Origin of the sequence: Methylomonas sp. LWB (assembly GCF_001856095.1) — a bacterium.
In the GTDB taxonomy this organism is placed as follows: domain Bacteria; phylum Pseudomonadota; class Gammaproteobacteria; order Methylococcales; family Methylomonadaceae; genus Methylomonas; species Methylomonas koyamae_A.
Genome location: NZ_MKMC01000029.1, coordinates 1 through 21,480 on the forward strand (window position 1 = coordinate 1; position 21,480 = coordinate 21,480).

At 53.4% G+C, this 21,480-nt stretch carries 21 protein-coding genes; 11 read left to right on the plus strand and 10 right to left on the minus strand.

What is annotated here, in order from left to right:
- Positions 1-37: 37 nt before the first annotated feature.
- Positions 38-1,669: an IS1182 family transposase gene (locus tag BJL95_RS13490; RefSeq protein ID WP_175463649.1), complete on the minus strand. Its 1,632-nt coding sequence runs from the start codon at positions 1,667-1,669 to the stop codon at positions 38-40.
- Between the two features lie 45 nt (positions 1,670-1,714).
- Here BJL95_RS13490 and BJL95_RS23990 point away from each other — a divergent pair, with 45 nt between their 5' ends.
- The 6 genes from BJL95_RS23990 to BJL95_RS24725 all read left to right on the plus strand — a co-directional run bounded on the left by BJL95_RS23990 (position 1,715) and on the right by BJL95_RS24725 (position 7,021).
- Positions 1,715-2,599: a TonB-dependent siderophore receptor gene (locus BJL95_RS23990; protein WP_254786689.1), complete on the plus strand. Its 885-nt coding sequence runs from the start codon at positions 1,715-1,717 to the stop codon at positions 2,597-2,599.
- Positions 2,600-2,798: 199 nt separating this feature from the next.
- On the plus strand, positions 2,799-3,323 hold the full coding sequence (locus tag BJL95_RS13500; RefSeq protein ID WP_083385665.1) for an RNA polymerase sigma factor: 525 nt from the start codon (positions 2,799-2,801) through the stop codon (positions 3,321-3,323).
- 53 nt (positions 3,324-3,376) lie between these two features.
- Positions 3,377-4,354: a FecR domain-containing protein gene (locus tag BJL95_RS13505; protein ID WP_071155993.1), complete on the plus strand. Its 978-nt coding sequence runs from the start codon at positions 3,377-3,379 to the stop codon at positions 4,352-4,354.
- Positions 4,355-4,658: 304 nt separating this feature from the next.
- Complete coding sequence (locus BJL95_RS13510; protein ID WP_071155995.1) at positions 4,659-4,949, plus strand: DUF1778 domain-containing protein; 291 nt, start codon at positions 4,659-4,661, stop codon at positions 4,947-4,949.
- Complete coding sequence (locus BJL95_RS13515; protein ID WP_071155997.1) at positions 4,946-5,446, plus strand: GNAT family N-acetyltransferase; 501 nt, start codon at positions 4,946-4,948, stop codon at positions 5,444-5,446. Before BJL95_RS13510 ends, BJL95_RS13515 begins: the two co-directional genes overlap by 4 nt.
- A gap of 612 nt (positions 5,447-6,058) precedes the next feature.
- The gene (locus BJL95_RS24725; RefSeq protein ID WP_139306138.1) at positions 6,059-7,021 is read left to right on the plus strand and encodes a hypothetical protein; all 963 of its coding nucleotides are present in this window, start codon (positions 6,059-6,061) and stop codon (positions 7,019-7,021) included.
- 79 nt (positions 7,022-7,100) lie between these two features.
- On the opposite strand, the gene BJL95_RS23995 is transcribed toward BJL95_RS24725, so the two are convergent.
- From BJL95_RS23995 to BJL95_RS24735, 4 genes are all read right to left on the minus strand, one after another.
- The gene (locus BJL95_RS23995) at positions 7,101-7,760 is read right to left on the minus strand and encodes a hypothetical protein (protein ID WP_083385669.1); all 660 of its coding nucleotides are present in this window, start codon (positions 7,758-7,760) and stop codon (positions 7,101-7,103) included.
- Positions 7,761-8,346: 586 nt separating this feature from the next.
- On the minus strand, positions 8,347-8,661 hold the full coding sequence (locus BJL95_RS24730; RefSeq protein WP_139306139.1) for a hypothetical protein: 315 nt from the start codon (positions 8,659-8,661) through the stop codon (positions 8,347-8,349).
- 355 nt (positions 8,662-9,016) lie between these two features.
- Positions 9,017-9,382 (minus strand): hypothetical protein, encoded by a 366-nt coding sequence (locus BJL95_RS13525; RefSeq protein WP_139306140.1) that lies wholly within the window; start codon positions 9,380-9,382, stop codon positions 9,017-9,019.
- A 391-nt stretch (positions 9,383-9,773) separates the two neighbouring features.
- Positions 9,774-10,028, minus strand: a complete 255-nt coding sequence (locus tag BJL95_RS24735) for a hypothetical protein (protein ID WP_139306271.1) — start codon at positions 10,026-10,028, stop codon at positions 9,774-9,776.
- Positions 10,029-10,504: 476 nt separating this feature from the next.
- Between BJL95_RS24735 and BJL95_RS13535 the strand changes: the two genes are divergently transcribed.
- The 3 genes from BJL95_RS13535 to BJL95_RS13545 all read left to right on the plus strand — a co-directional run bounded on the left by BJL95_RS13535 (position 10,505) and on the right by BJL95_RS13545 (position 12,921).
- Positions 10,505-11,245, plus strand: coding sequence for a PEP-CTERM sorting domain-containing protein (locus tag BJL95_RS13535; protein WP_071158657.1), 741 nt, complete (start codon positions 10,505-10,507; stop codon positions 11,243-11,245).
- A gap of 45 nt (positions 11,246-11,290) precedes the next feature.
- Positions 11,291-12,091, plus strand: a complete 801-nt coding sequence (locus tag BJL95_RS25175; protein WP_064028187.1) for a hypothetical protein — start codon at positions 11,291-11,293, stop codon at positions 12,089-12,091.
- 71 nt (positions 12,092-12,162) lie between these two features.
- On the plus strand, positions 12,163-12,921 hold the full coding sequence (locus tag BJL95_RS13545) for a DUF1566 domain-containing protein (protein WP_083386027.1): 759 nt from the start codon (positions 12,163-12,165) through the stop codon (positions 12,919-12,921).
- A 507-nt stretch (positions 12,922-13,428) separates the two neighbouring features.
- On the opposite strand, the gene BJL95_RS13550 is transcribed toward BJL95_RS13545, so the two are convergent.
- Together BJL95_RS13550 and ald are read right to left on the minus strand one after the other, a co-directional pair.
- Positions 13,429-14,799, minus strand: a complete 1,371-nt coding sequence (locus BJL95_RS13550) for a glycoside hydrolase family 30 beta sandwich domain-containing protein (RefSeq protein WP_071158661.1) — start codon at positions 14,797-14,799, stop codon at positions 13,429-13,431.
- Between the two features lie 267 nt (positions 14,800-15,066).
- Positions 15,067-16,182, minus strand: coding sequence for an alanine dehydrogenase (gene ald, locus BJL95_RS13555; protein ID WP_071158663.1), 1,116 nt, complete (start codon positions 16,180-16,182; stop codon positions 15,067-15,069).
- 752 nt (positions 16,183-16,934) lie between these two features.
- Between ald and BJL95_RS13565 the strand changes: the two genes are divergently transcribed.
- Positions 16,935-18,596: an ATP-binding protein gene (locus tag BJL95_RS13565; protein ID WP_071158667.1), complete on the plus strand. Its 1,662-nt coding sequence runs from the start codon at positions 16,935-16,937 to the stop codon at positions 18,594-18,596.
- Between the two features lie 12 nt (positions 18,597-18,608).
- Here BJL95_RS13565 and BJL95_RS13570 read toward each other — a convergent pair whose 3' ends face one another.
- The 3 genes from BJL95_RS13570 to BJL95_RS13580 all read right to left on the minus strand — a co-directional run bounded on the left by BJL95_RS13570 (position 18,609) and on the right by BJL95_RS13580 (position 20,185).
- Entirely contained in the window at positions 18,609-19,103 is a 495-nt protein-coding gene (locus BJL95_RS13570; protein WP_071158669.1) for a GNAT family N-acetyltransferase, read from the minus strand.
- A gap of 66 nt (positions 19,104-19,169) precedes the next feature.
- Complete coding sequence (locus tag BJL95_RS13575) at positions 19,170-19,517, minus strand: hypothetical protein (protein ID WP_064028201.1); 348 nt, start codon at positions 19,515-19,517, stop codon at positions 19,170-19,172.
- On the minus strand, positions 19,514-20,185 hold the full coding sequence (locus tag BJL95_RS13580) for a phage tail protein (protein WP_071158671.1): 672 nt from the start codon (positions 20,183-20,185) through the stop codon (positions 19,514-19,516). The genes BJL95_RS13575 and BJL95_RS13580 overlap by 4 nt, the downstream gene beginning before the upstream one ends.
- 316 nt (positions 20,186-20,501) lie before the next feature.
- Here BJL95_RS13580 and BJL95_RS13585 point away from each other — a divergent pair, with 316 nt between their 5' ends.
- The gene (locus tag BJL95_RS13585; RefSeq protein WP_071158673.1) at positions 20,502-21,356 is read left to right on the plus strand and encodes a sulfotransferase; all 855 of its coding nucleotides are present in this window, start codon (positions 20,502-20,504) and stop codon (positions 21,354-21,356) included.
- Positions 21,357-21,480: the final 124 nt, after the last annotated feature.

Below are 21,480 nucleotides of genomic sequence, written 5' to 3' on the forward strand. Positions count from 1 at the left end.
GAGGCCGTCGTAAAACCCCAGTTTTTCGTTCCAACCCTCAAAAACCGGCCCTATTTTCCTGGACCAGCCGAGATCCGTGGTGGGTTGCGGGCAAATGCCAAAAATGCAATATGCGCGCAAACCAGCCCGCCATCCAGCGCAGCCATTGATATAGAACGCTAAAAATGGCAACAGCCAAGGCGCGACCCAGGTTGTATGCCATGGCATGCAAGGCGAACTCGACTTTGACGCCGGCCAAGCCCTTGCGGCGAAAGCGGTTTAAACCCTGCCGGCCCCGGAGCTGACTAAAAACGGGTTCCACCATCGCTTGGCGCTGCCGGTAGCGCTGGCGCGGTTCGGGCTGGGTCATTTTCCGGCGCAGGGCGTCTTTTTGGTCATCGCTGGCATAGCGCTTGAGTGTGCGACCGCCCTTGCCACGGATACATTGGCTTTTCAGCGGGCAATCGTTACAGGCGTCACAGGTGTAGACGGTATAAGCCCGGCCGCGTTTGCCGCCGTTGCAGGTGTGATGCGGGGTCAGCCGTTGTTGGTTCGGGCACAGATAGCTATCATCGTCGGTTTGATAGATGAAGCGGCTTTTGGGGATTTGTTTGTCCGATTGTTTGTTCCAGTCTTCGCCTAGGCTTTGGCCTTCTGGACAGAGCAGTTCGATGCCGCGTTGCTCGGTCGCGTCCAGGATGCCGTCGCTGAAAAAACCAGAGTCGAACAGGGCGGTTTCGACCAGGCCCAGGGCTTGGGCGCGATCCAATAAGGCCGGGATGACTTCGGTTTCGCTGGAGGGATGCACGTCGCAAGCGACGATGACCCGGCTATCGTTGGCCAATACCGTTGGCTTGTAACTGCCACGGAAGTCCTTGGAATTCTTTTGCGGTTGCAACACCGCCTCCGGTTCGTTGCTTTGCACTTGAGTCTTGGCGGGGTCCTTGCCCTTGGCGGCCTGTTTTTGCTGACGCGCCGTGAGCTCGACTTGCGCCTGTTCCAGCACGTTCAATCGCTGCGCAGCGGCGGTATCGCTTGGATGGGCCCGTACCGTTTCCTGTGCTTGGACCAAGGCTTGCTGGAGCGCTTCTTCCCGCATCAATTGAAACCGCGAGGACATGGCTTCGATGATAGTGCCGTCGCCGGCCAGCGTGGTCGTCCCGGAGCCGGTGACTTTCAAGACCTGACGGGTCACGCCATCGAAAAACTCGGTCGTCAACAGGGTTTCGTGTTGACGCACAAACCGGCCGATGACCGAATGATCCGGCATGATGCCGCCGCTCAACCACCAGCAACCCACGTCGGACCGGGCCAAGCGCTCCAGATCGCGCAAACTGCTCAAGCCTTGCAAAATCCCATACAGAATGATGCCGACCATCGCCCGCGGCGCATACGGCGGACGCCCGCCGGGCTGGTAACGGACTTCAAAGTCCGCGAAGGACAACGATTCCAACAGAGGACGCAATTTCAGCGGCGTGGTTAAGCCGGTCTGTTGCAGATGTTCGCGCAACGGCTTGCCATTGATCGACAATCCGCGTGGATCGGGGGCTTCGAAACGGATGTAGGGCTTTCCAGAGGCGGATGGGGCGATAGACTCGGGCACCTCTTCAATCACGACGTCATCGAATAGCGAAGATTGCCGGCTGCTACACAAGGTTTTGACGGGTCTACTGATCGATTCGGCTGTCACGACTGATTTCCGGCGGGTTGGCGTGCGGATATTTTATCGTATCTCGTGTGGGCTAGCTTTTACGACAGCCTCCATCAAAAGCAGTCATCGCAAAACTACACCGGCACGGTGACTTCACAAGATCCAACGACCCAAGATGCGGTGACACCGCGCGTCGGGATCCTGTGGCAACCGCAAAGTTGGCTCAGCCTTTACGCCAACTATGTTGAAGGTTTTGGCGCCAACTCCGGCAGAGCTTATGTCAGTCCAGGTATCAGTAAAACAATTGACCCAACCAGTGCTACTCAATATGAAGGAGGCGTAAAAACCGAGTTCTTCGACGGTCGTTTGCGTGCAACTTTGGCGTATTACGACTTAACCAAAACAAATCTCGCTTCAACCGATCCGAATGTGTCGCATATATGTGGTGGCGGACCCTGCCAACTTGCAGTTGGTGAAGTGCACAACCGAGGTCCAGAACTGGATATTCAAGGCGAAATCTTGCCGGGCTGGAGTGCGATAGCCACTTACTCGTATACGGACACCACTATCAGCAAAACCAATCCGGAAAATGAAGCATTTTTGGGCTTGTATCCGGTCGGGACTCGCTATTGGGGCGTACCGCGCAATACCGCCAGCCTTTTCAGTACTTATGAATTTCAGAGCGACACACTGAAAGGCTTCAAATTGGGTGGCGGAGTTAATCTGCAAAGCAGTCAATTGACGTGCTGTCTCGCGCCGCAATTTACGATCCCTGGCTATGCAACCGTTGATTTGCTGGCGGCCTACAGTATCAAGGTTGGAAAAACCAAAGTCAGTGCTCAGTTGAATGTGAATAACTTATTGGATAAATATTATTTCACCGGCGCCGGTTTTGACAGTCCAAGCATCATGTTTCCAACCTTCGGTCAACCACGATTTTTTATGGGATCAATCAGCATTCAATATTAGACCTAGCAAAACGGAACGCCACGTTGGTCCCGCCCTTGGAAGACGGCGGGCGTTCTGCGCCATAGTATGCCGGCAGCTAGCAAACAACAGCACCGCGGACATCGATTGCGAATCGGCGTATCTCGTTGGCGCGGCGACAATTTGCGGTGTACCATGCGTCGAGAATTCACGCATTCACTAGCCGCATCCATCCCAACCCATGAACGACTTGGCAAGGCACAGGGTTCAGTGCCTGATAGAAACCCACCAGAAGGATTTGCAGGCCATGTTGCGGCGGCGCCTGGATTGTCCGCAGGATGCCGCCGACGTGGCCCAGGAAGCCTATCGGCGCCTGTTGAAGATCATCCCCGCTCAAGACATCCAAAGCCCCAAGGCCCTGCTGTTTCATATCGCCGGCCAATTAGCCGTCAACGTACTGAACCGCCGGGACTGGCACGACGCCAAACACGACGGCGACGCGGCACTCGAGGAGCAAACCAGCCGGGACCACAATCCCGAACAACAATTAAGCCTGTCGCAAACTCAAGCCGTGATCCGCGCCGCAATCGACGCCATGCCGCCGCGCCGGCGCGAAGCCTTCGTACTGCATCGCTTTCATAATCACACCTACCCGCAAATTGCCGACATCCTTGGCATTTCGGTCGCTATGGTGGAAAAGCACGTCAGCGCCGGCCTGCTGACTTGTCGGCAGTACCTGCAAGATGCCGGCTTGCTGGAACCATGACATGAATCGCCACGGCATTTTAGCGACGCGCAATGACTCGACGGCGGCCGGCAATGTCTGACCACCCCAGCGCGCCATCGCCAGCCGAGGCCGCCAGCGTTTGGTTTGCCCGACTGCGTTCGCCGGGTTGCTGCGCGGCGGACCGGCTGGAATTCCAGCGCTGGCTAGCCGCCGATCCGCACCACCGCCACGAATATCAAACCCTGGAAACGCTGTGGCAAGCCATGAGTCCGTTGCAGTCGGTCTATGCAGGTCCGCTGAGCCGTAAACCCGTCCGCCGCGCCGCCGCCAACCGTTTTTATCCTGTCGGTATCGCGGCGGCGCTGCTGTTGGCGGTTGGCCTTCTCTGGCGAAGCCCTTATTTCGGCGAGCACTATCAACACTACCATACCGACATCGGCGAACGGCTCAGCGTGACCTTGGCCGACGGCAGTTTGTTGGAATTGAACACCGCGACCGACGTCACGGTTCGATACGGCAAAGGCCGGCGCGAGTTGGAACTCGAACGCGGCGAACTGTTCGCGCAAGTCGCCCACCAACCCTGGCGACCTTTCGTGGTCAAGGCCGACGGCGGCGAAACTCGCGACATCGGCACCCAATTCGCAGTGTATCGAGGTCCGGAATCCACCACGGTCAGCGTGTTCGAAGGCGAAGTGGAAGTCCGCTCCGGCGCGGATGCCCAAGCGCTCGCCACCTCCTCGCTGCGCAGCGGCGAGCAACTGGCCTATAGCGCATCCGGGCGCCAATCCGCACCGATCGCCATCGACATTGAAGCCCGTCAAGCCTGGCGGCGCGGCGAAATCATCTGGCGCGACCAAAGCTTGGCCCAGGTGGCCGCCGAAATCGAGCGCTACCATCCAGTCCGCATCCAACTGGCCTCGCCCGGACTGGCCAGCCAACGCATCAGCGGCGTGTTCAAGGCCGACGACCTGAACGGCATCGTCTCCGCCATCGCCGCGTTGCTGAACGCCGAGGCGCGCCGGCCATCGCCGGAGGTCGTGGTATTTACCGAAAACCGACAACGCTTGTAACCGCTTAACGCAAAGCGCAATTTTGCCTCTCGGCGGAATTCAATTTTAGCGATCGCAATTTCAGAGGCGGACGTCGAATCGGTAGTGGTGTTCGCGCTGCTTTATTTAAAGCAGAGTTGGATGGCAAATAATGGCATGGACTGGTTTCAGCGAAGGTTGGATAATGCGGTTTATCAGCGATAAGAAGGGCCGTTCGTCACCGACGAACATCCGGCGTTTTCAGACCTCGTGAATCCACTTTGGATATAATTGTCATGACAACGTCTGACGGCTATACTGCTCTCCTCTGTGTATAGGAGGCATTATGGCTATTCAATCGACTCGCACCACCAAACTTGACCTGCGATTATCGCCCGAAGCCAAGCAGACCTTGAGCGCGGCAGCCCAGGCAGCCCATTGCTCGGTCAGTCAGTTTGTATTGGCGAGTGCCTTGGCACGCGCCGCCGAAACGCTTACCGAGCGACAACGCTTTGAACTCAATGCCGAGCAATGGGAAAAATTTATGTCCGCGCTCGATGCGCCGCCACAACTTGTACCCCAGATTCAACGCTTGCTTCGCGAGCCGAGCCCCTTTGATCTGCCGACGACCGAATGACGGGGTTTCGGATTGAGAAGCTACGGCGCGATCATCCCGTTGATCGCTTTACCTGTGGGCACGAGGAGCTTGACCGCTTTCTGATTCGCTATGCCCTCGGCAACCAGCAAGCCAACGCTTCGCAAACGTATGTCGGTCTACATGACCAGGACGTCATTGGCTTCTACAGCCTGGTTGTGGGCGAAGTCGCTTTTAACGATGCGCCGGAGCGCTTGACCAAAGGCTTAGCCCGTCACCCTGTGCCGGTCATGTTGTTAGCGCGGCTGGCCGTGAGCACCGCCTGGCAAGGCCGTAAGATTGGTTCAGGCCTGTTAAAAGACGCGATGCTGCGCACGTTGCAGGCTGCCGACATTGGCGGTATTCGTGCTTTTGCGGTTCACGCCAAGGACTCCCCCGCAAAACGGTTCTACGAGCGGTTTGGTTTTGCCCCCTCACCGACAGATTCATTGCACCTCTACCGTCTCATCAAGGATTTGCGCCGTTCTCTCGAACAGTAACAACGTATTCCGATTAAAACCGCCAGTCGTTCCGATCGCAAAGCCGCCACGGGTTACAATTCAAACCCCGCCAGATTTTGAATGTCTGTGATCGGCCAATAAGCGACATTCAATTATTTCATCAAATGGGCAGTTGCTAGCCATAAAGCTGTCAAACAAGGTCGATTTATGAATAGACTTTGTGAGTTTAAAATCGCAAACTATAGCTACATGTTTTTTAGGGGGCAATCTGCAGATATTTCTGCTTACCCGCATGAATCAGAAATGTTTAATAAAAGCTAGAAAGCAAAAGAGATAAGAGAGTGTATTTTTGAAAACTTTACAACTTCAGCCACTATGGATTCAGCGGTTATTTGTTAACCTAGTGGAGATGCTTAATGTTCTTCAGAAAATTTAAAAAATATAAACCGTGAAGTTATTCAGGTTTTTTGATTCTAACAGGTTAGTGCAAAACTATTTTTCAGTCTTAAGAGAAATTATATTTAGTGCAGGCAAAACATAACTGACTACTAGATATTGATTAAATTCTGAAATATTGTTTTTAGCTAACCAAATAATGAACAGTAATTGTATTCAGTGATATATTGATCATTATTTCCGTATAATTATTAAATGCTTACATTGCAACATAAAAAAATGATTTCAAAAAAAGTATTGTTCTTGCTGTTGTTTGGATTTGGATGTTCTAAGCAACATATCAATTCACAATATGCTGCAAATGACTATAGTCAAAATAAATATAAGTACTATTCACAAGCACAGCCAAACAGTACATTGAAGAGCGCTATTTCACCAGTCAGTATCGATAGATGGGAAAGTATTCTTCCTTTGAATCGTTATGAAAGGACAGCAACATGGATGCTGGATAAATCGACTGATCTTTCAAAACAAGCAACAGTGCTATTGAAAAATGGAGCAGATGAATCAGTATTGAATTTATTAGTACAATCCATGACGCTATCAATTTATGGTTCAGAGTTAACTACAAATGAAGATAAATCAAAGCTTGCCGATGCACAAGCAGCCATGAGAAGTGCCTTGGAAAGCAAAGGGGTTGATTTTAAAATAATAGCATCATCACTTGATAATCTGAAAATTGCTTTTAAACGTGAAATTCAATACATACTTGAAGCCGAACCAGTCACAATCGAAGGAGCTAACCAGTATTTTGACACAAAACTAATACCGAACTGCAGTGCTGATGGAATTTGTAATTCTTTTGTTTTAGAAATAAAAAATAAATCTGATAAAAATATCGAGTTAAACTGGAACAAAACACTTTATATTCATAACGGCCAAACCTCTGGTGGTTTTATGTTTGAAGGTGTTCTTTATGCTGAAAGAAACAATCCAAAATCGCCGGATATCCTTTTTTCAAAAAGTACTTTTTTAAAGGAAATATACCCAAATAATCTTGTTGAATATGTTTCAGGAAGGCACGGTAGTTGGAATAATAAAGTTTTCCCATTAGGTGAGAACGGTATATTTTTGACTTTGGTAATAGATGATAAAGAAGTTACACAAAAACTTACTACACGGGTACTTGAACGACAGGTTGTAGTTAATGTGCCATAATCTTTGAAGAAAAAAATCAAAATAATATTTTAAGATATGAGGAATACGTTGATCTATGTTGTCGTATTTAGCGTTTTAACTAATTCAATAACTTGTTTAGAATCTTTATTTTTCGATCCAGATTATATTCTCTAATTTTGTTAACTAAAAATATAAGTAGCCAGATAGCAATTACTATGAAAATGATAGAAAAAGCAACCTCTGAATATGCTCCTGAAAAGTAATGAAAATTTTGAATCAATGAATAAATTGAGGTTTTTCTAATTATAAGATAAAAAATGCACCAAATAAAACCCATAACTGATGCGAACAACAAAAGGTTAGAAATTGGTGATCTGGCTTCATTTTTTGCCCTTTCCCAATCATGTTTAAGCAAAAGCGAAATTTTCGTTTCCAAAACGGTGAAACGTTCATAATTTGGCTCGGAGCATAGTTCGGTTATGCACGTTAATATTTGCTTATCTAAGATATGATTGGGGTCTGGATTCAGACTAAGCTTTAAATAAGTTGATGTCATCCTTGTTTTATTTAGACGTTCTCCATTTAATTTTGGCAAATTCACTGCTTCACTCAATAAGCACATCGTTTCCTTTATCTTCTCCCTCCATTTGGCTCTTTCTTCAGTTATGTATTTAAGTGCAATCGTTTCTTGATGCGATTTTCTGGTAAAAAAAACAGTTACTAGTGCTGCTAAAACACTAGAGCTTAAAAATATTGTTACAATATTAACTATTTCCAATTATTATATCCCTAAGGCATTACTTAAGTTAAAAAAATATTATGCTTTAAAACAGCAAAAGATCTGATAGATAATTAACTCAATAGCGACAAAAATAATTCATTTATAACGACTTATAGTATGTACGAAAAGTACTTATAAAATAGAATTGCTTTTTATAATTGAATTGGAGAAATGTAAAATTTATTGCCTTACTTTCACTATCATTAACAGATTAGTGAAAAACCATGCACTAGACAATAAATTTAACTGAAAGAATTTTTTACTTAGTGCCAAATCTAACCTTGCAGCGCTAAATATAGTGCTATATTGATTGCAAAAAATAGTTTTTCACCAACCTGTTAACAGGTTGTTGAAAAAATGAACTTATCCGTTAGCCAGGTACTATATACAGTACAAATCATAGATGTAGACCGCTATATCTAGTGATGGAAAATTTGATTTTTGCAAAAATCAACAGCCTGTTAAAGACTTATTTATTTCTTAGGCAGGTTACCTAATTATAAAATTTAGGGCGAAAATATTTAAATCAACAGCACAGCTGTTTCAATCCACTAACTATATAACACACTCAAGGCATTAAAACTCACCTACGATATCGATAAGGATCTGAATAAGAAACGCTACTCACTCTGCCATCCATAAAGGTTATCATTATTTGACTAACCGTGTTTGCAAGAACTTTATATTCCAAATGATTATAGGTCCAAACATCAATTTTATTTGCTCCCATATAGCTTGTATGTGTCGAATCTGGCTTTCCATAGCGTTCGACAATAGTATTTTGAGAAAATCCAACCAAATTTGGCCGTTCCTTTGCTAAATTTTCTAATTTTGGGGTAATCGCGCAAGCCGATAATGTAAATGCGATGAAAATATAATATACTAAGGTCAGTCTCATTTAATCTCCATTTTGATTGAGTAATTACCTGTATGGGTTCTTAGATTGGTTCAATCTCTACAACCCCCTGTAAGCCCGCGTAGATCCGATTAGCTACCCCGGAATCTTAACTTCGAATTGTGCAATTCGCAAGCTAACCGCACCAATATACTGAATGGCAACTTAGGAACCCATTTCTGTCACCGCAATTTACACCTCATCTGACAACAATGGGTCGATCTCGCTCATTGCGCCCACGCCGTTGCTCCGTCGGAGCGCCAACGCTATCCACCAAAACTTCGACGAACCTTACCGGCACCGTAACTTGTCGATCGCGGCGCTTGGCGAGGCGAGCGTCGGCGCGACGGACCCGGAGCTACAGGTTGCCGAGCCAGAAGGTTGCCACCGATCTGGCGGATTCTTGCTCGATCCTTCGCGGTTGGGGCGAATCGAAGCTGTTCAGGGTCTTTATCACTCGACGAGTTACCATTACAACACCGAACAATCCATTGCGGACACGGACCGAGAACATCGAGCGACGCCTGATCAACAGGCAAGCTTCTAATGCAAACACCGAGTGACGCGTGTTTAACAGCGGCGCTCCGCAACTCGACACCGGACATCCGCCGATGAACAGGCGACGATCTCGATTAAACATCGAGCCGTCGCTGATTAACAGGCAGCCGTCTCTGCCAAACAGCGGCGCGTGTCCGATCAACAGTGGCGCTTGCGTGTTAAACAAGCGGCGCCCACTGTCCATATTAGAAGACCGCGTGTTCAGCGTGAAGGTCTACACCTTCGTCGCGGAACCCTGGATGTTTAATTGGCGACACTGCGTGTTGAGATAAGAACGCTGCCGGTATCAACGGCAACATAGCCTGTCGCGACGACACCGCTGCCGATCGAACGCGGACACCTGACTGCTCAAACCGCACTGCGGCGGGTTTCGATGGGAACGGTGCGATTTATCGGCGGCACCGGCAATGAAGGTCATGCAAGCCCGGAATTATTTCCCCATCAAGACGGTGTCGTAAAAGTCGAAACAGAACCCTCTCCCGCAAGGAGAGGGGCTTTTACGACACCCTCCTAGGGGAGAGGGAAAGTTCGCGGTGTTTTGGGGAGTTGGAAATCTTTCAGATCAAAAATTCATTGATCAGTTTTCCGTAGGTGACATGCTTGTCGCGTACGGAAGCCCTAGCTTCATTGATCAGGACTTTATCGGCCTGAACCCCACCAAAAACATTCGCGGGATCAAACCCAATTGGTTTCGAATGGATATTCTCGACTACGGCAGGCCGGGTGAGCCAGTCAAGACACTGAAGGTTCCATTTTGAGTAAAACAAGAGCGTGTACCCACGCGGGTTGCAATGGTGGGCAAATTTGGCCACCTTACATCTGCTAAAAGCACTTAACCGGACGATCAAAATATAAAGGGCCGTGGGTTGAGGTAACGAACCCCAACATGTTGGCTAAGCATAACATTGATGCCCTTCAAGCCATCAGTCACTTGGATGTTTCGGCACCGACGGCGTGCGGATGGCTTTGCGGCTGTCTACGCTCTTGGCCTTGTTGGAATTGGGCGAAGCGGATGCTTGACGGTTTTATCGGCGGATGACGCTTCGCTTATCCGCCCGGTCATGAAAAAACCCAATATTAGTATTTGGTGCAATACAGGTCATATCACCTAAATTTCGATAGATTTAAGTGATTTCACGCAGTCCTTCCAGCTCAGCCCAGCCCAGTTCAAGGAATTATCCATGATACTGTAAGGTTTTAGGGCGTCATTTGATTTTGGCATATTTTCTGCCTCACCACTTAAGACAACTTAAGTCTAATTTTGCTAATTGTTTGGGGTATAGAAAATATGAAATTTAAAAACTCGGCACAGTCAATCGCCGCCGCACTCGTTTTTGGAGGGCTTTCATTCTCAGCGGAGGCTGCCTTAGTAGATATGGGGGGTGGTTTATTGTACGACAACGTCCTGGATGTGACATGGCTGCAGGACGCCAATTACGCACACACCACGGGATATTCTGCAACCGGTGTTGATACGACGACGGGTCGAATGACCTGGGATGCGGCAAACACCTGGGCAACTAACCTTGTGTATCACGATTCCGTGCGAAATGTCGATTATGGCGGTTGGCAGTTGGCTTCCGCCCTACCTGTGAATGGAGTCAGCTACAACATGACCAGAGCATTTGATGGCAGTACCGATAACGGTTTTAACATTACCAGTCAGAACTCGATGTTGATGTATATGCTTTATGTCAACTTGGGTCTGATTGGCGTGGTCGATACCTCTGGCAATTTTACGTATCACGATGGGCCATATGGAAACGGCACGTATCCCGCCAATTTCAATGTCCCGGTTATAGGTTTAGTGCACGACTTGATGACCAAACCTTATTGGTCCAGTGAATACGATGCAACCACTGCCTTCATTGGCAATATGAGTGGCGGCGGCCAGGCGACGAATCCAAAAACCAATCAATACTTCGCTTGGGCGGTACATCAAGGCAATATTGCCGCTGTTCCAGTGCCCGGTGCGGTATGGCTATTTGGCACTGGGCTTTTGGGTTTATTAGGTTTGCGCCGTAAATAATGCCTGTTTCTAATTTGGTATTTGGAAAGAGCACAAGGAGTTTTTATGAAAACAAAATTGGATAGAGCGATTGTTAGTATTTTAGGTGTTGCTGCATTGTCGGCAGTATCTGCTGAATCATTTGCATTCGGTTCAACAAATTTGGGCGTTTTTACGGGGACGACGATTACCCAGACCGACTCAACCCCTCTGAGATCTTGGTCGGATTACGGTACTAGCTTTAACCTCGGTTGGGTACACACGGCTGATTGGTTCACAATTCAGGTTGGTAGCGCGTCCGATATCGCCGCAGGCAATCGCTTAAACGTCGAGTTCAAACTCACCGCTGGTTTCACCGACCCTTTAAGCTATGGCGGCTTTTCGATTTGGACCAGCGGATCAAACCCCATCGTCAACGGCAGCGGTTTTCATAAATATAATCAGGTACGCGGCCCTAACGATGGTGGCGTACACACTAACGATAAGTTAGCGTCGCCAGGTAACATTATTTCCGGTCATAACGGTTGGGTTGGGTACGCGCAGAACGGTTTGACCTTTACCAATTCGGACGGTGATTTAGTCGCTAATGGCGGCGCGTGGAACACGACATCACCTTACTTAAATGGCGGTGCCGCCAGTTCGGTGGATGGTTCTACTCTGGATTTGTACGGATTAAAAGCCGGGTATTACTTGATCGGCTTGGGTGGCGTCTGTCCGGATAATGCCGCGTGCATGAGCCAATCGCCGACCACCCGAAATTATGTGTTCACCGCATCAACAGCACCAGTCCCCATACCCGGTGCTGTTTGGTTATTCGGTACTGCAATTTCGGGTTTGATCGGTTTCGGTCGACGTAAATCAGCCTAATTTAGCGCGCTCATCAAGGAAAAAGGCCTCGGAAGGCTTTTTCTATTGTAAATTTTGGGAGTCTTGACAATATGACATTTAAACAATCAACGAAATCAGTAGCCATGGCACTGGTTTTTGGCGCGTTTTTTTCCTCCGCCAATGCTGCGCTGATAGACCGTGGAAATGGGCTGTTATATGACACGGTTTTAGATGTAACCTGGCTGCAAAATGCCAATCTTGCCGCAACCAATACTTTCGGCGTATCCGGCATTAATGCCAATGGCACCATGTCTTGGACAACTGCCCAAGATTGGATTTCTGCAATGAACTCTGCAAACTACCTTGGTTACAATCAATGGCGACTACCAGCGATCAAGCCGATCGACGGTAGCGCGACCAACTACAATCTAACCTATGCGACTAACGGTAGTTCGGATAACGGTTTCAGCATAGATAGCCCGTATTCGGAACTCAGTTATATGTATTACGTCAATTTGGGTTTGAAACCTGCTTTTGATGTCAACGGCAACTTTACTTCCGACTTTGGGATATTTGGTAATGGAACTTACAGTAGCTCAGCGCCGTATCTGCAAAATAACGTAGGACTGGTTCAAAATCTCCAAGCTTATGCTTATTGGTCAGGTTCACCGGATTTGTCAAACCCTGTATATGCATGGTGGGTGAATTTCGGGAACGGTCGGCAAGGCAGATATTTCCAGACTGATAAATACGAGGCATGGGCCGTTATTTCTGGTGATGTTGCTGCAGTACCGGTTCCGGGTGCGTTATGGCTATTTGGCTCTGCAATTGCCAGCCTAGTTGGATTGAGCCGTCGTCAATCTGCGTAAATTTGATTATGGACTTACTGCTATGGAAGGCTTTCATCATGCTAATAAGTTCCAAAGAGTGCTTGGGAACCTCGTGACGCAACGATAGTGTTAATTTGCTCACCGAATACCGGCCAGTCGCCTGGGCAAAAAAATGTCCTAAATGTCGACATTGGATAGTTACCCCGACTGGCCGGGTTAGGCGGCTTTCCATTCCAATGCGGTCACTGAAACCAAGGCTCGATGATGGTCGGCTAATGGCCGGTAACGAGCATAACTCCCTAGCAAATTTGCACATAGCCGCTCACTGGAAACACTAATAATCCAACCAGGTTTGCTCAATGCGGAGTGATTTAAAACTTGGGTTAGCGCTAATTTTCAAGCCTAGAATGCAAATAGTCGGTTTTTGAAGGAAATCCGTGTTTGCAATGTAGTCGTTCGCGGCTAAAGCCCTCGGCCGTCAATTTTGAGTAGCGCGTAGCGATCGGCGTCGCTCGGTGACGGCTTCGAACAGGCCACTTTGCGACTTTACGCCCGCCAAACATAGGTCGCCACGGTCCCGGCCGCCAGGCTGGCGGCGGCGTTGAGGTCGCGGTAGCGAATCCGGAAGTCGCGGGTCTCGGCGGTGTCGTTTAGGACGATCAACACGATGCGGTCGTCCGGAGTCAGGAAGGCGACGTTGGGCAGCGCGTCGGCGGCGGTTTCCAGGCGCAGCGAGCCGGGGCGGACCCATTTGGCGGCGTGGGCGATGATGTAGTAAGCGACATTGCGGGTGATCTGGTCGCCGTCTATCGTCAGCGCGCCGACGCAGCGGGCTTCGCCGCCGGCGGTGTGCGGCCGGCAGTGCGGGTCGGAGGCCAGATTCCATTCCAGCACGACGCTAGCCCAGTGGCGGGTGGCGCCGATCAGCACGTTTTTGACGTGCCAGAGCAAGTCGCCGCCGAATTGGCCGTCCGAGCCTACCCATTGTTCGGTGAAATATAGTTTTTTGTCCGGGTAGGCGGCGTGGATTTGCGACAGCACCGCGATGTCGCCGCCGTACAAATGCCAGGCCGAGCCGCTGAAATAGGCGCGGGCCTGGTCGTCGGCCAACACGGTCAACGGGTATTCGGGGACGTCGCAATTATGGTCCCAGCAAAATACCTCGACCTCGGCCAGACCGGCCTTGGCCAGGGCCGGCCCCAGATGCAGCCTGACGAAGTCGGCCTGTTCCTCGGCGCTCATGACCATGCTGGGGTCGTTTTTGTAATTTTGCGGTTCGTTTTGCGGGGTGACGGCGTGGATGGCGATGCCGCGCGCCCGCATCGCCAACAGGTATTTGACGAAGTAGGCGGCGTAGACCGGTTGGCATTCCGGTTTGAGGCTGCCGCCGACCCAGGCGGCGTTGGTTTTCATCCAGCGCGGCGCGGACCAGGGCGTGGCGATGATTTTGATGGCCGGATTCAAGGCCAGAATGTCTTGCAGCAAGGGCACGACTTCGCGGTCGCCGGCCTGTAGATCGAATCGGGCCAGTTCGAAATCGGTTTCGCCGTCGGCCAGATCGTCGTAGGAGTAGCTGCGCTCGCTCAAGTCCGACGCGCCGATGCTCAGGCGCAGAAAGCTGACGCCGATGCCGTCGCCGTCCGGCAAAAACAGTTCTTCCAGCAAGGCTTGCCGGACGGCGGCCGGTAGCCGGCTGATCAGCAGGGCACTGCCGCCGGTTAGCGTGTAGCCGAAACCTTCGATGGTTTGGCGTTGTTGTTCCGGGTTGACGGTGATGGTCGGCTGCTCGATGTCGTCGCCTTCGCTCTGGAAGGCCAGGGTTTCGAATTGCCGTTCGAATAGCCAGGTTTGGTCGGCGCTGGTTTGCCAGACCGTCGCCGCGAGTGGATTCTCCGTTACTGTGTCGCTTGCCTGCATCTGCTGTCCTCCTGCTCGGTCAGAGCCGGCAGTCTACCGAAGCGGCGCGGGATGTCCAGCGGCAAGGTGAAGTCGGTCGCTTCGGCTTGACGCCGGCGCAGGCAGCGAACGCCGGCTGAGCGGAGTCGAAGCCGGGTAGGTTCCGTTCCGCGCCCAACGACTTACCTAGCGACGATCATGAAACCGCCGTATCGTCCCAAGCGATGGCTTGCAGTCGGTGGGAGCGGCGTCCTGGTCGCGACGAAGGCGCCGCTCCCAACATGACTGTCACTGTAAAAACTGTTCTTGCGGCAAACACGCCATGCCGAAAGCGTCGGCGATGCCGGGGTAGGTAACGTGGCCGGCGACGACGTTCAGGCCTTTCAGCAAGGCCGGATTGTCGCGCAACGCGGTTTGCCAACCCTTGTTGGCCAGTTGCAGCACGTAGGGGAGGGTGGCGTTGGTCAAGGCCAGCGTCGAGGTGCGCGGCACGCCGCCCGGCATGTTGGCGACCGCGTAATGAACGATGCCGTCCACCAGATAGACCGGATCGGCGTGAGTAGTGGGGTGGGTGGTTTCCACGCAGCCGCCTTGATCGACCGCGACGTCGACGATGACCGCGCCGGGCTGCATCGTCGCCAGGTCTTCGCGGCGGATCAGTTTGGGCGCGGCGGCACCGGTGACCAGTACGCCGCCGATGACCAGGTCGGCTTGGGCGATGTGTTCCAGAATCGCGTGGCGGCTGGAATACAGCAGTTGCACGTTGGGCGGCAGAATGTCGGCGAGGTGGCGCAGGCGGTCCAGCGACAGGTCCAATATCGTGACTTGCGCGCCCAGGCCGGCGGCCATTTTGGCGGCATGGGTGCCGACCACACCGCCGCCGAGGATGACGACCTTGGCTGGCGCCACGCCCGGCACGCCGCCCAGCAGCACGCCGCGCCCGCCGTAGAGCTTTTCCAGATAATGCGCGCCTTCCTGCACCGCCAAGCGGCCGGCGACTTCCGACATCGGGGTCAATAGCGGCAACTCGCCATGCGGCAATTGCACGGTTTCGTAGGCGATGCAGGTGGCGCCGGAGGCCAGATGCGCTTCGGTCAAGCGGCGGTTGGCGGCGAAGTGAAAGTAGGTAAACACGGTCAGGTCAGGACGTAACAGCGACCATTCCGGCTCAATCGGCTCCTTGACCTTGACGACCAGGTCGGCGCTGTCCCACACCGGCGCGGCGGCCGGGGCCAGTTCGGCGCCGGCCGCGACATAGAGTTCGTCGGCAAAGCCGGCGCCGGCGCCGGCGCCGGTCTCGATCACGACCTGGTGGCCGGCGCTTACCAGTGCGGCCGCGCCGGACGGCACCAGCGCGACCCGGTTTTCGTTGGGTTTGATTTCCTTGGGTATGCCGATTTTCATGTTGACCTCATCGAAGTGGTTGATGCAGGGTTTAAGCCCATTTCAGCGTGCTGCCTGCGGAGTATTCCCCCCGGCCTGTCACTATTTGGCTGGGCTTCTCCAGCGGCCTTAATTCCGGTTTCCCCGTTTGGAGGGTGTCGGAAAAGCCCCCTCTCCTCGCGGGAGAGGGGGCGCGGTGAGGGGGAATCACAAGGTAACGCATTGGTTTTTATCTCCGCTCATTCTGCCCCTCACTTAATTCAATTTGGTTAGATTTCAGGCTTCCCCTTACCGAAGGCTGTCATTCCGGCATGGATTGCCGGACCCGTTAGCGCGCGGAGCGAGTCTAGCCGCCATGGAGGGTTCGAAGCTCGCCATCCATGGCACTGGATACCCGCTTCCCGGCGGGTATGACGGTCTTTCTTCCAATCTGACAAGAACTACCCCCCTCTTTCTCAAAGCGGGGAACAGATCGCTGAGCGCTTGCCGTCTACCGACCCCGGCCTTTAAAACTCCGAATGGCGGACCGGATTTGCCGGTCGGCAATGGGGCCGAGTTAAGCATACCTACTATAGGTCAAGCAATATCCGCGCCCGGCGCCGTTCGGCGCCGAAGCGCCGGGAATCCGCGAGCCCCGGCGTTTCCGGCCGTCGGTCGGTTCCGGCATTGTCGGCAATGTCGATCCGGTTTGGCGTATCGCCGACAGAGCCGGCGGCGTCGGCGGAAAATTTTCGGCTAAGCTTAGCCCAGCTTGTTCCGCAGCCGAGATTGCCATGAGTGACACCACCGACAACATCCTGATCGCCTATTTGACCGAGGTGCGCGCCGACGGCATGGACGCCCGCATCGTCGAAGAGCACGCCACCGCGGCGCCGATCATCCGGCTGGGCGATGAAGAGATTCTGGCCGGCCATTTGGGTTCCTACGTGGTGATTCGCCAATCGCATATCGGGGTGCTGGCGTTGGTCTTCAAGATGTGGGAGCGCGACCGCTTCGATCAGGCCGGCAACCGCGCCACCGACCGCTTTATCGCGTTGATTCCGGTCGGCGAACTGAACGAAAGCAATGTGTTCATCCGCGGCGTGCGCCATTATCCGACGCCCGGCGCGGCGGTGTATGCGGTGGGCTTGGCCGAGATCAACGCGATTTTTTCCAAGTTCCGCGACTACCAATTTTTCATCGGCCAGCTCGCCAGTCACAAGGATTACCATCTCAGCCTCGATCCGCGCGCCTTGTTCGGCCGGCATTTCGCGATCGTCGGCCAGTCCGGTTCCGGCAAATCGTGGACCGTGACCAGTCTGATCCAACACACGATCGCGGCGATGCCGAAGACCCATTTGATCATGCTGGACCTGCACGGCGAATATTGCTGGAAGACGCCGGACGGCCGCATCGAGTCGGCCTTCCCCAGCGAGCGCGTCAATTACGTCGACGCGATGGAATTGGAAATGCCGTATTGGATGATGACTTACGCCGAGCTGGTGGATTTGTTCATCGACCGCGACGATCCCGGTTCGTCGATTCAAATGGCCTTCATGCGCGAGATTTTGCAGCAGCTCAAGCGTAAGGAAGCCAAGAATGTCGGCATGGGGGTGGTATCCATCGACACGCCGATTTTCTTTTCGCTGGCCGAGCTGTACATGCAGTTCAAGGCCGCCAACGAGGAACGCAAGGACTTCGGCAAGACCAAGGGCGCCTTGTTCGGCCAGTTCGACGAATTTTTGGTGCGGATGCAAAGCCGCTTCAACGACGTGCGCTACGACTTTTTATTGAAACCGAAAAAGCGCAACACCTCGGACAGCATGGCCGAATTGCTGCGCGAGTTCGTCGGTCTGGGCCGTAAGAAGGCCAATATCACCGTCGTCGATCTCAGTTCGGTGCCGACCGACGTGCGGCCGGCTGTGTCGGCGCAAGTCGGCCGGCTGGCGTATGAGTTCAATTACTGGAATCCGCGCCGCCGCGAATTCCCGATCACGTTGATTTGCGAGGAAGCTCACGCCTACATCCCGCGTGAAAAAAGCAGTCAGTTCGAAGGCACCCGCAAAATGATGGAGCGTATCGCCAAGGAAGGCCGCAAATACGGGGTGTCGATCGGCGTGGTCAGCCAACGGCCGACCGAATTATCGGAAACCATGCTGGCGCAATGCAGTTCGTATATCTGTTTACGCACCACCAATCCGGACGATCAGCAATACATTCGCGGCCTAGTGCCGGAAGCCGAGGGCGATCTGGCCGATATTTTGAGTTCGTTGGGGCGCGGCGAGGCCCTGGTGCTAGGCGAGGCCGCGCCGCTGCCGACCCGGGTGCAAATCTACCGGCCCAATCCCGAACCCAAGAGCAACGACGTCGATTACTTCACCGCTTGGCGGGAAGGCCCGGACGATCTAGACGTGGAAGGCATCGTCGATAACTGGCGCAATCAAAACCGCCACTAGCCCGGTCGCGAGTCAAGCGCCGCCCGGATACCAAACCAGCAAGGCGTGGCTGTCGCTGGTTCTAGCCAGCCCGAAGCCCAGCTTGGCGTAAAACGCCAAGGCGCCGGGGTTGTCCAGCGCGGCGACCAACGTCAACGGCGCATGGGCCTGTCCGGCCGCCTGCTGTAAGGCGCGAATCACCGCCCGACCGTGGCCGCGATTTCGGGCGGCCGGCAGCAAGGCTAAATCGATCAAACGCACTTCGTTGTGGCCGAAATCGACGGCGACCCGGCCGACAGCTTGGCTATGTATTTCGATGATGAAATACATCGCATTCGGAAATTGTTGACCGTAGCCTTCGCGCTGGGCGCGAAACTGCATTTCGATCAGTTCCTCGACGAAATCGCGCTCGGCGTCGAGCAGGCGCAAGTCGTCGCGCAAGCTGTGGTACAGGCCGGCTAGAAAGGTCGCGTCATTGTCGCGTTGCGGCCTCAGATTCAAGCCGGACGGCGATGGCGCTAGCGCCATCGCCGTCGCCGCTGGGGTTGAACCGAGCTTTTTCGCCGTTCGCGTCGGTAGGTATGCGCGCTCATGTCAGTTAAACACCGCTTGAAACAACGCCGCCGGTTGCGGGCCGGCGTTCAAGACCCGGCTCAGGTAAATGCCGGGAACCTCGAACGCTTGGGCGATGCGCATCGTAAACACACCGTCCAGATACGGACAATCGGCGTCGCCTTTCAGTAGCAGCGCGAACGGCATGCGGCTGTCCCGGTCGCCGCTCGGCGAGCGGGCGCCGGGTTTTTCGTCGACACGCGCCAGGACCGTGGCGATCGTCACCGCGCCGCTTTCCAACAGACAGGTTTGGCCGAGATAGGGCAGGAAATGCCCGCTACTCAAGTCGGCGATCGGTGCATTTTTTGGATCAGGATTCGCGGTACTCATTGCTGCATCGGGAAAATGCCGTTGAGCGCGATGCAGAAGTTCAGCGCCAGATAGGGCGACATCGCGGCCGGGACGCTGAAGTTCAGCGGTGCGCTGACCGGGGCGCCGGCGCCGGTATTACCGACCGTGACCGTGCCGTTGCCGCTCAACGTGGTCGTCACTCCGCCCAGCGTGATCGGGTTGGTTTGCGGCGTGGCGGCCGGTAGAAACACCGCGGCCGAGGTCTGGCCGTTTGGGGCGTTAGTCAGCGTGGCGTTGGCATCGGGATTAACGCCGCCGCCGGCGCCGGTGGAGACCTTGACGGCCGTGGCGGCGTTGACGCCGGCTAGCGATAGATCGGCGGCGTGGGTATGAGACGGCAAATTGGCGGTGGTCAAACTAAACGCGGTTTGGGTTTGGACCGTGGCGCCAGAGGTGCCGCCGGTTTGCGCCATCTGGTAAGGTTGCGAAGCGGGCAGCGGATTGGCGCCGAAATGAATCGGCGCCCGGCCTTGCAGATTGGGTAAATTGAAGAAGCTACGGCCATCGCCGCCGAATCTTGTCCCAAGCAGCGCGTACAGTGCATTTTGTTGTTGTATCGCCATTTGCTGGCCGTTGCAGAACGCCCAATCTTGCGGGGCATATGCAAAACCGAAGATGTGGATTTCGCCTAAAAATGGATCAGCCATGATGGACCTCCTGGGGTGTTTGCGAAAAATAGCCGGGAAAAAGCCGCCAAGCTTGTTCTCCGGGCGAACGCCGAAGTTTTGTAAAGCGTAAGCGACATTAAGCATAATCGTTCCTAACGGAAAAGCTAGGCTACTGTGAGATCCGATACCGATGTTCGGCTTGAATGCGCCGCGCGGTTGACAAGGTCGCGGTCTGCGACTATTTTTCGAACCCATTACCCGTTCGCGAACTTGTTACCGACACTGTGCTGATGAAAAATATCGATATGCCGCGGGTTGTCGACGCGACGGCCCGCGCCTTGGCGCTGGGTTCGCAATGAGTCATCGTTACCACTTTATTTCCGGCCTGCCGCGCTCCGGTTCGACGCTGCTGGCCGCTATTCTGAAACAGAATCCGCGCTTTCAAGCCGGTATGACCAGTCCGGTCGGCGCATTTTTTTCGGGTTTGCTCGATCAGGTCAGCGCCGGTAGCGAGTGGGGGCCGGTCGTGACCACCGAGCAACGCCGCCGCCTGCTGCGCGGTTTGTTCGACAGTTATTACGCCGAGGAGACCGGCAAGGATGTGGTGTTCGATACCAACCGGGCTTGGTGCGGCCGCCTGCCGGCACTGCTGGATTTGTTCCCGGACGCCAAGATCATTGCCTGCGTCCGCAACGTGGCCTGGGTCATGGACAGTCTGGAACGGCTGTACCGGGCCAGCCCCTATGAAAACAGCCGCTTGTTCGCCGACGACATCGAGCGCAATACCGTGTATAGCCGGGTGGAAACCTTGGCGCAGCGCAATCGCCTGGTCGGTTTTGCCTGGTCGGCGCTGAAGGAAGCGTTTTACGGCGAGCAGGCCGCTTCGCTGCTGGTCGTCGACTACGATTTGCTGGCTCGGGCGCCCGAGAAGGTGATGCCGTTGATTTACGATTTTCTCGACGAGCCCGCGTATCCGCACGATTTCGCGAATCTGCAGTACGACGCGCCGGCCTTCGACAACAATTTGGGCCTGTCCGGCCTGCACAGCATTCGACCTCGAGTGACCTTGGAGAACCGGGCGACCATTCTGCCGCCGGATCTGTTCGAGCAATACTCCGATATGGCGTTCTGGCGCGACGGCCGCGGCAGTCGCGCCCACGTTGTTTCCGCGCAACCGGCCGCCGCCCGGCCGCTGGCGAAATCCGTTTGATTGACCGTCGATTTTGGGGAGCAAGACCATGAAACTATTCCAGCGTATTCGCCCCGCCGGGACTCGCCATCGTTCCAAGGCGGCACCGCTACGTGCCTGGGCCTTGGAACCGCGCATCCTGTTC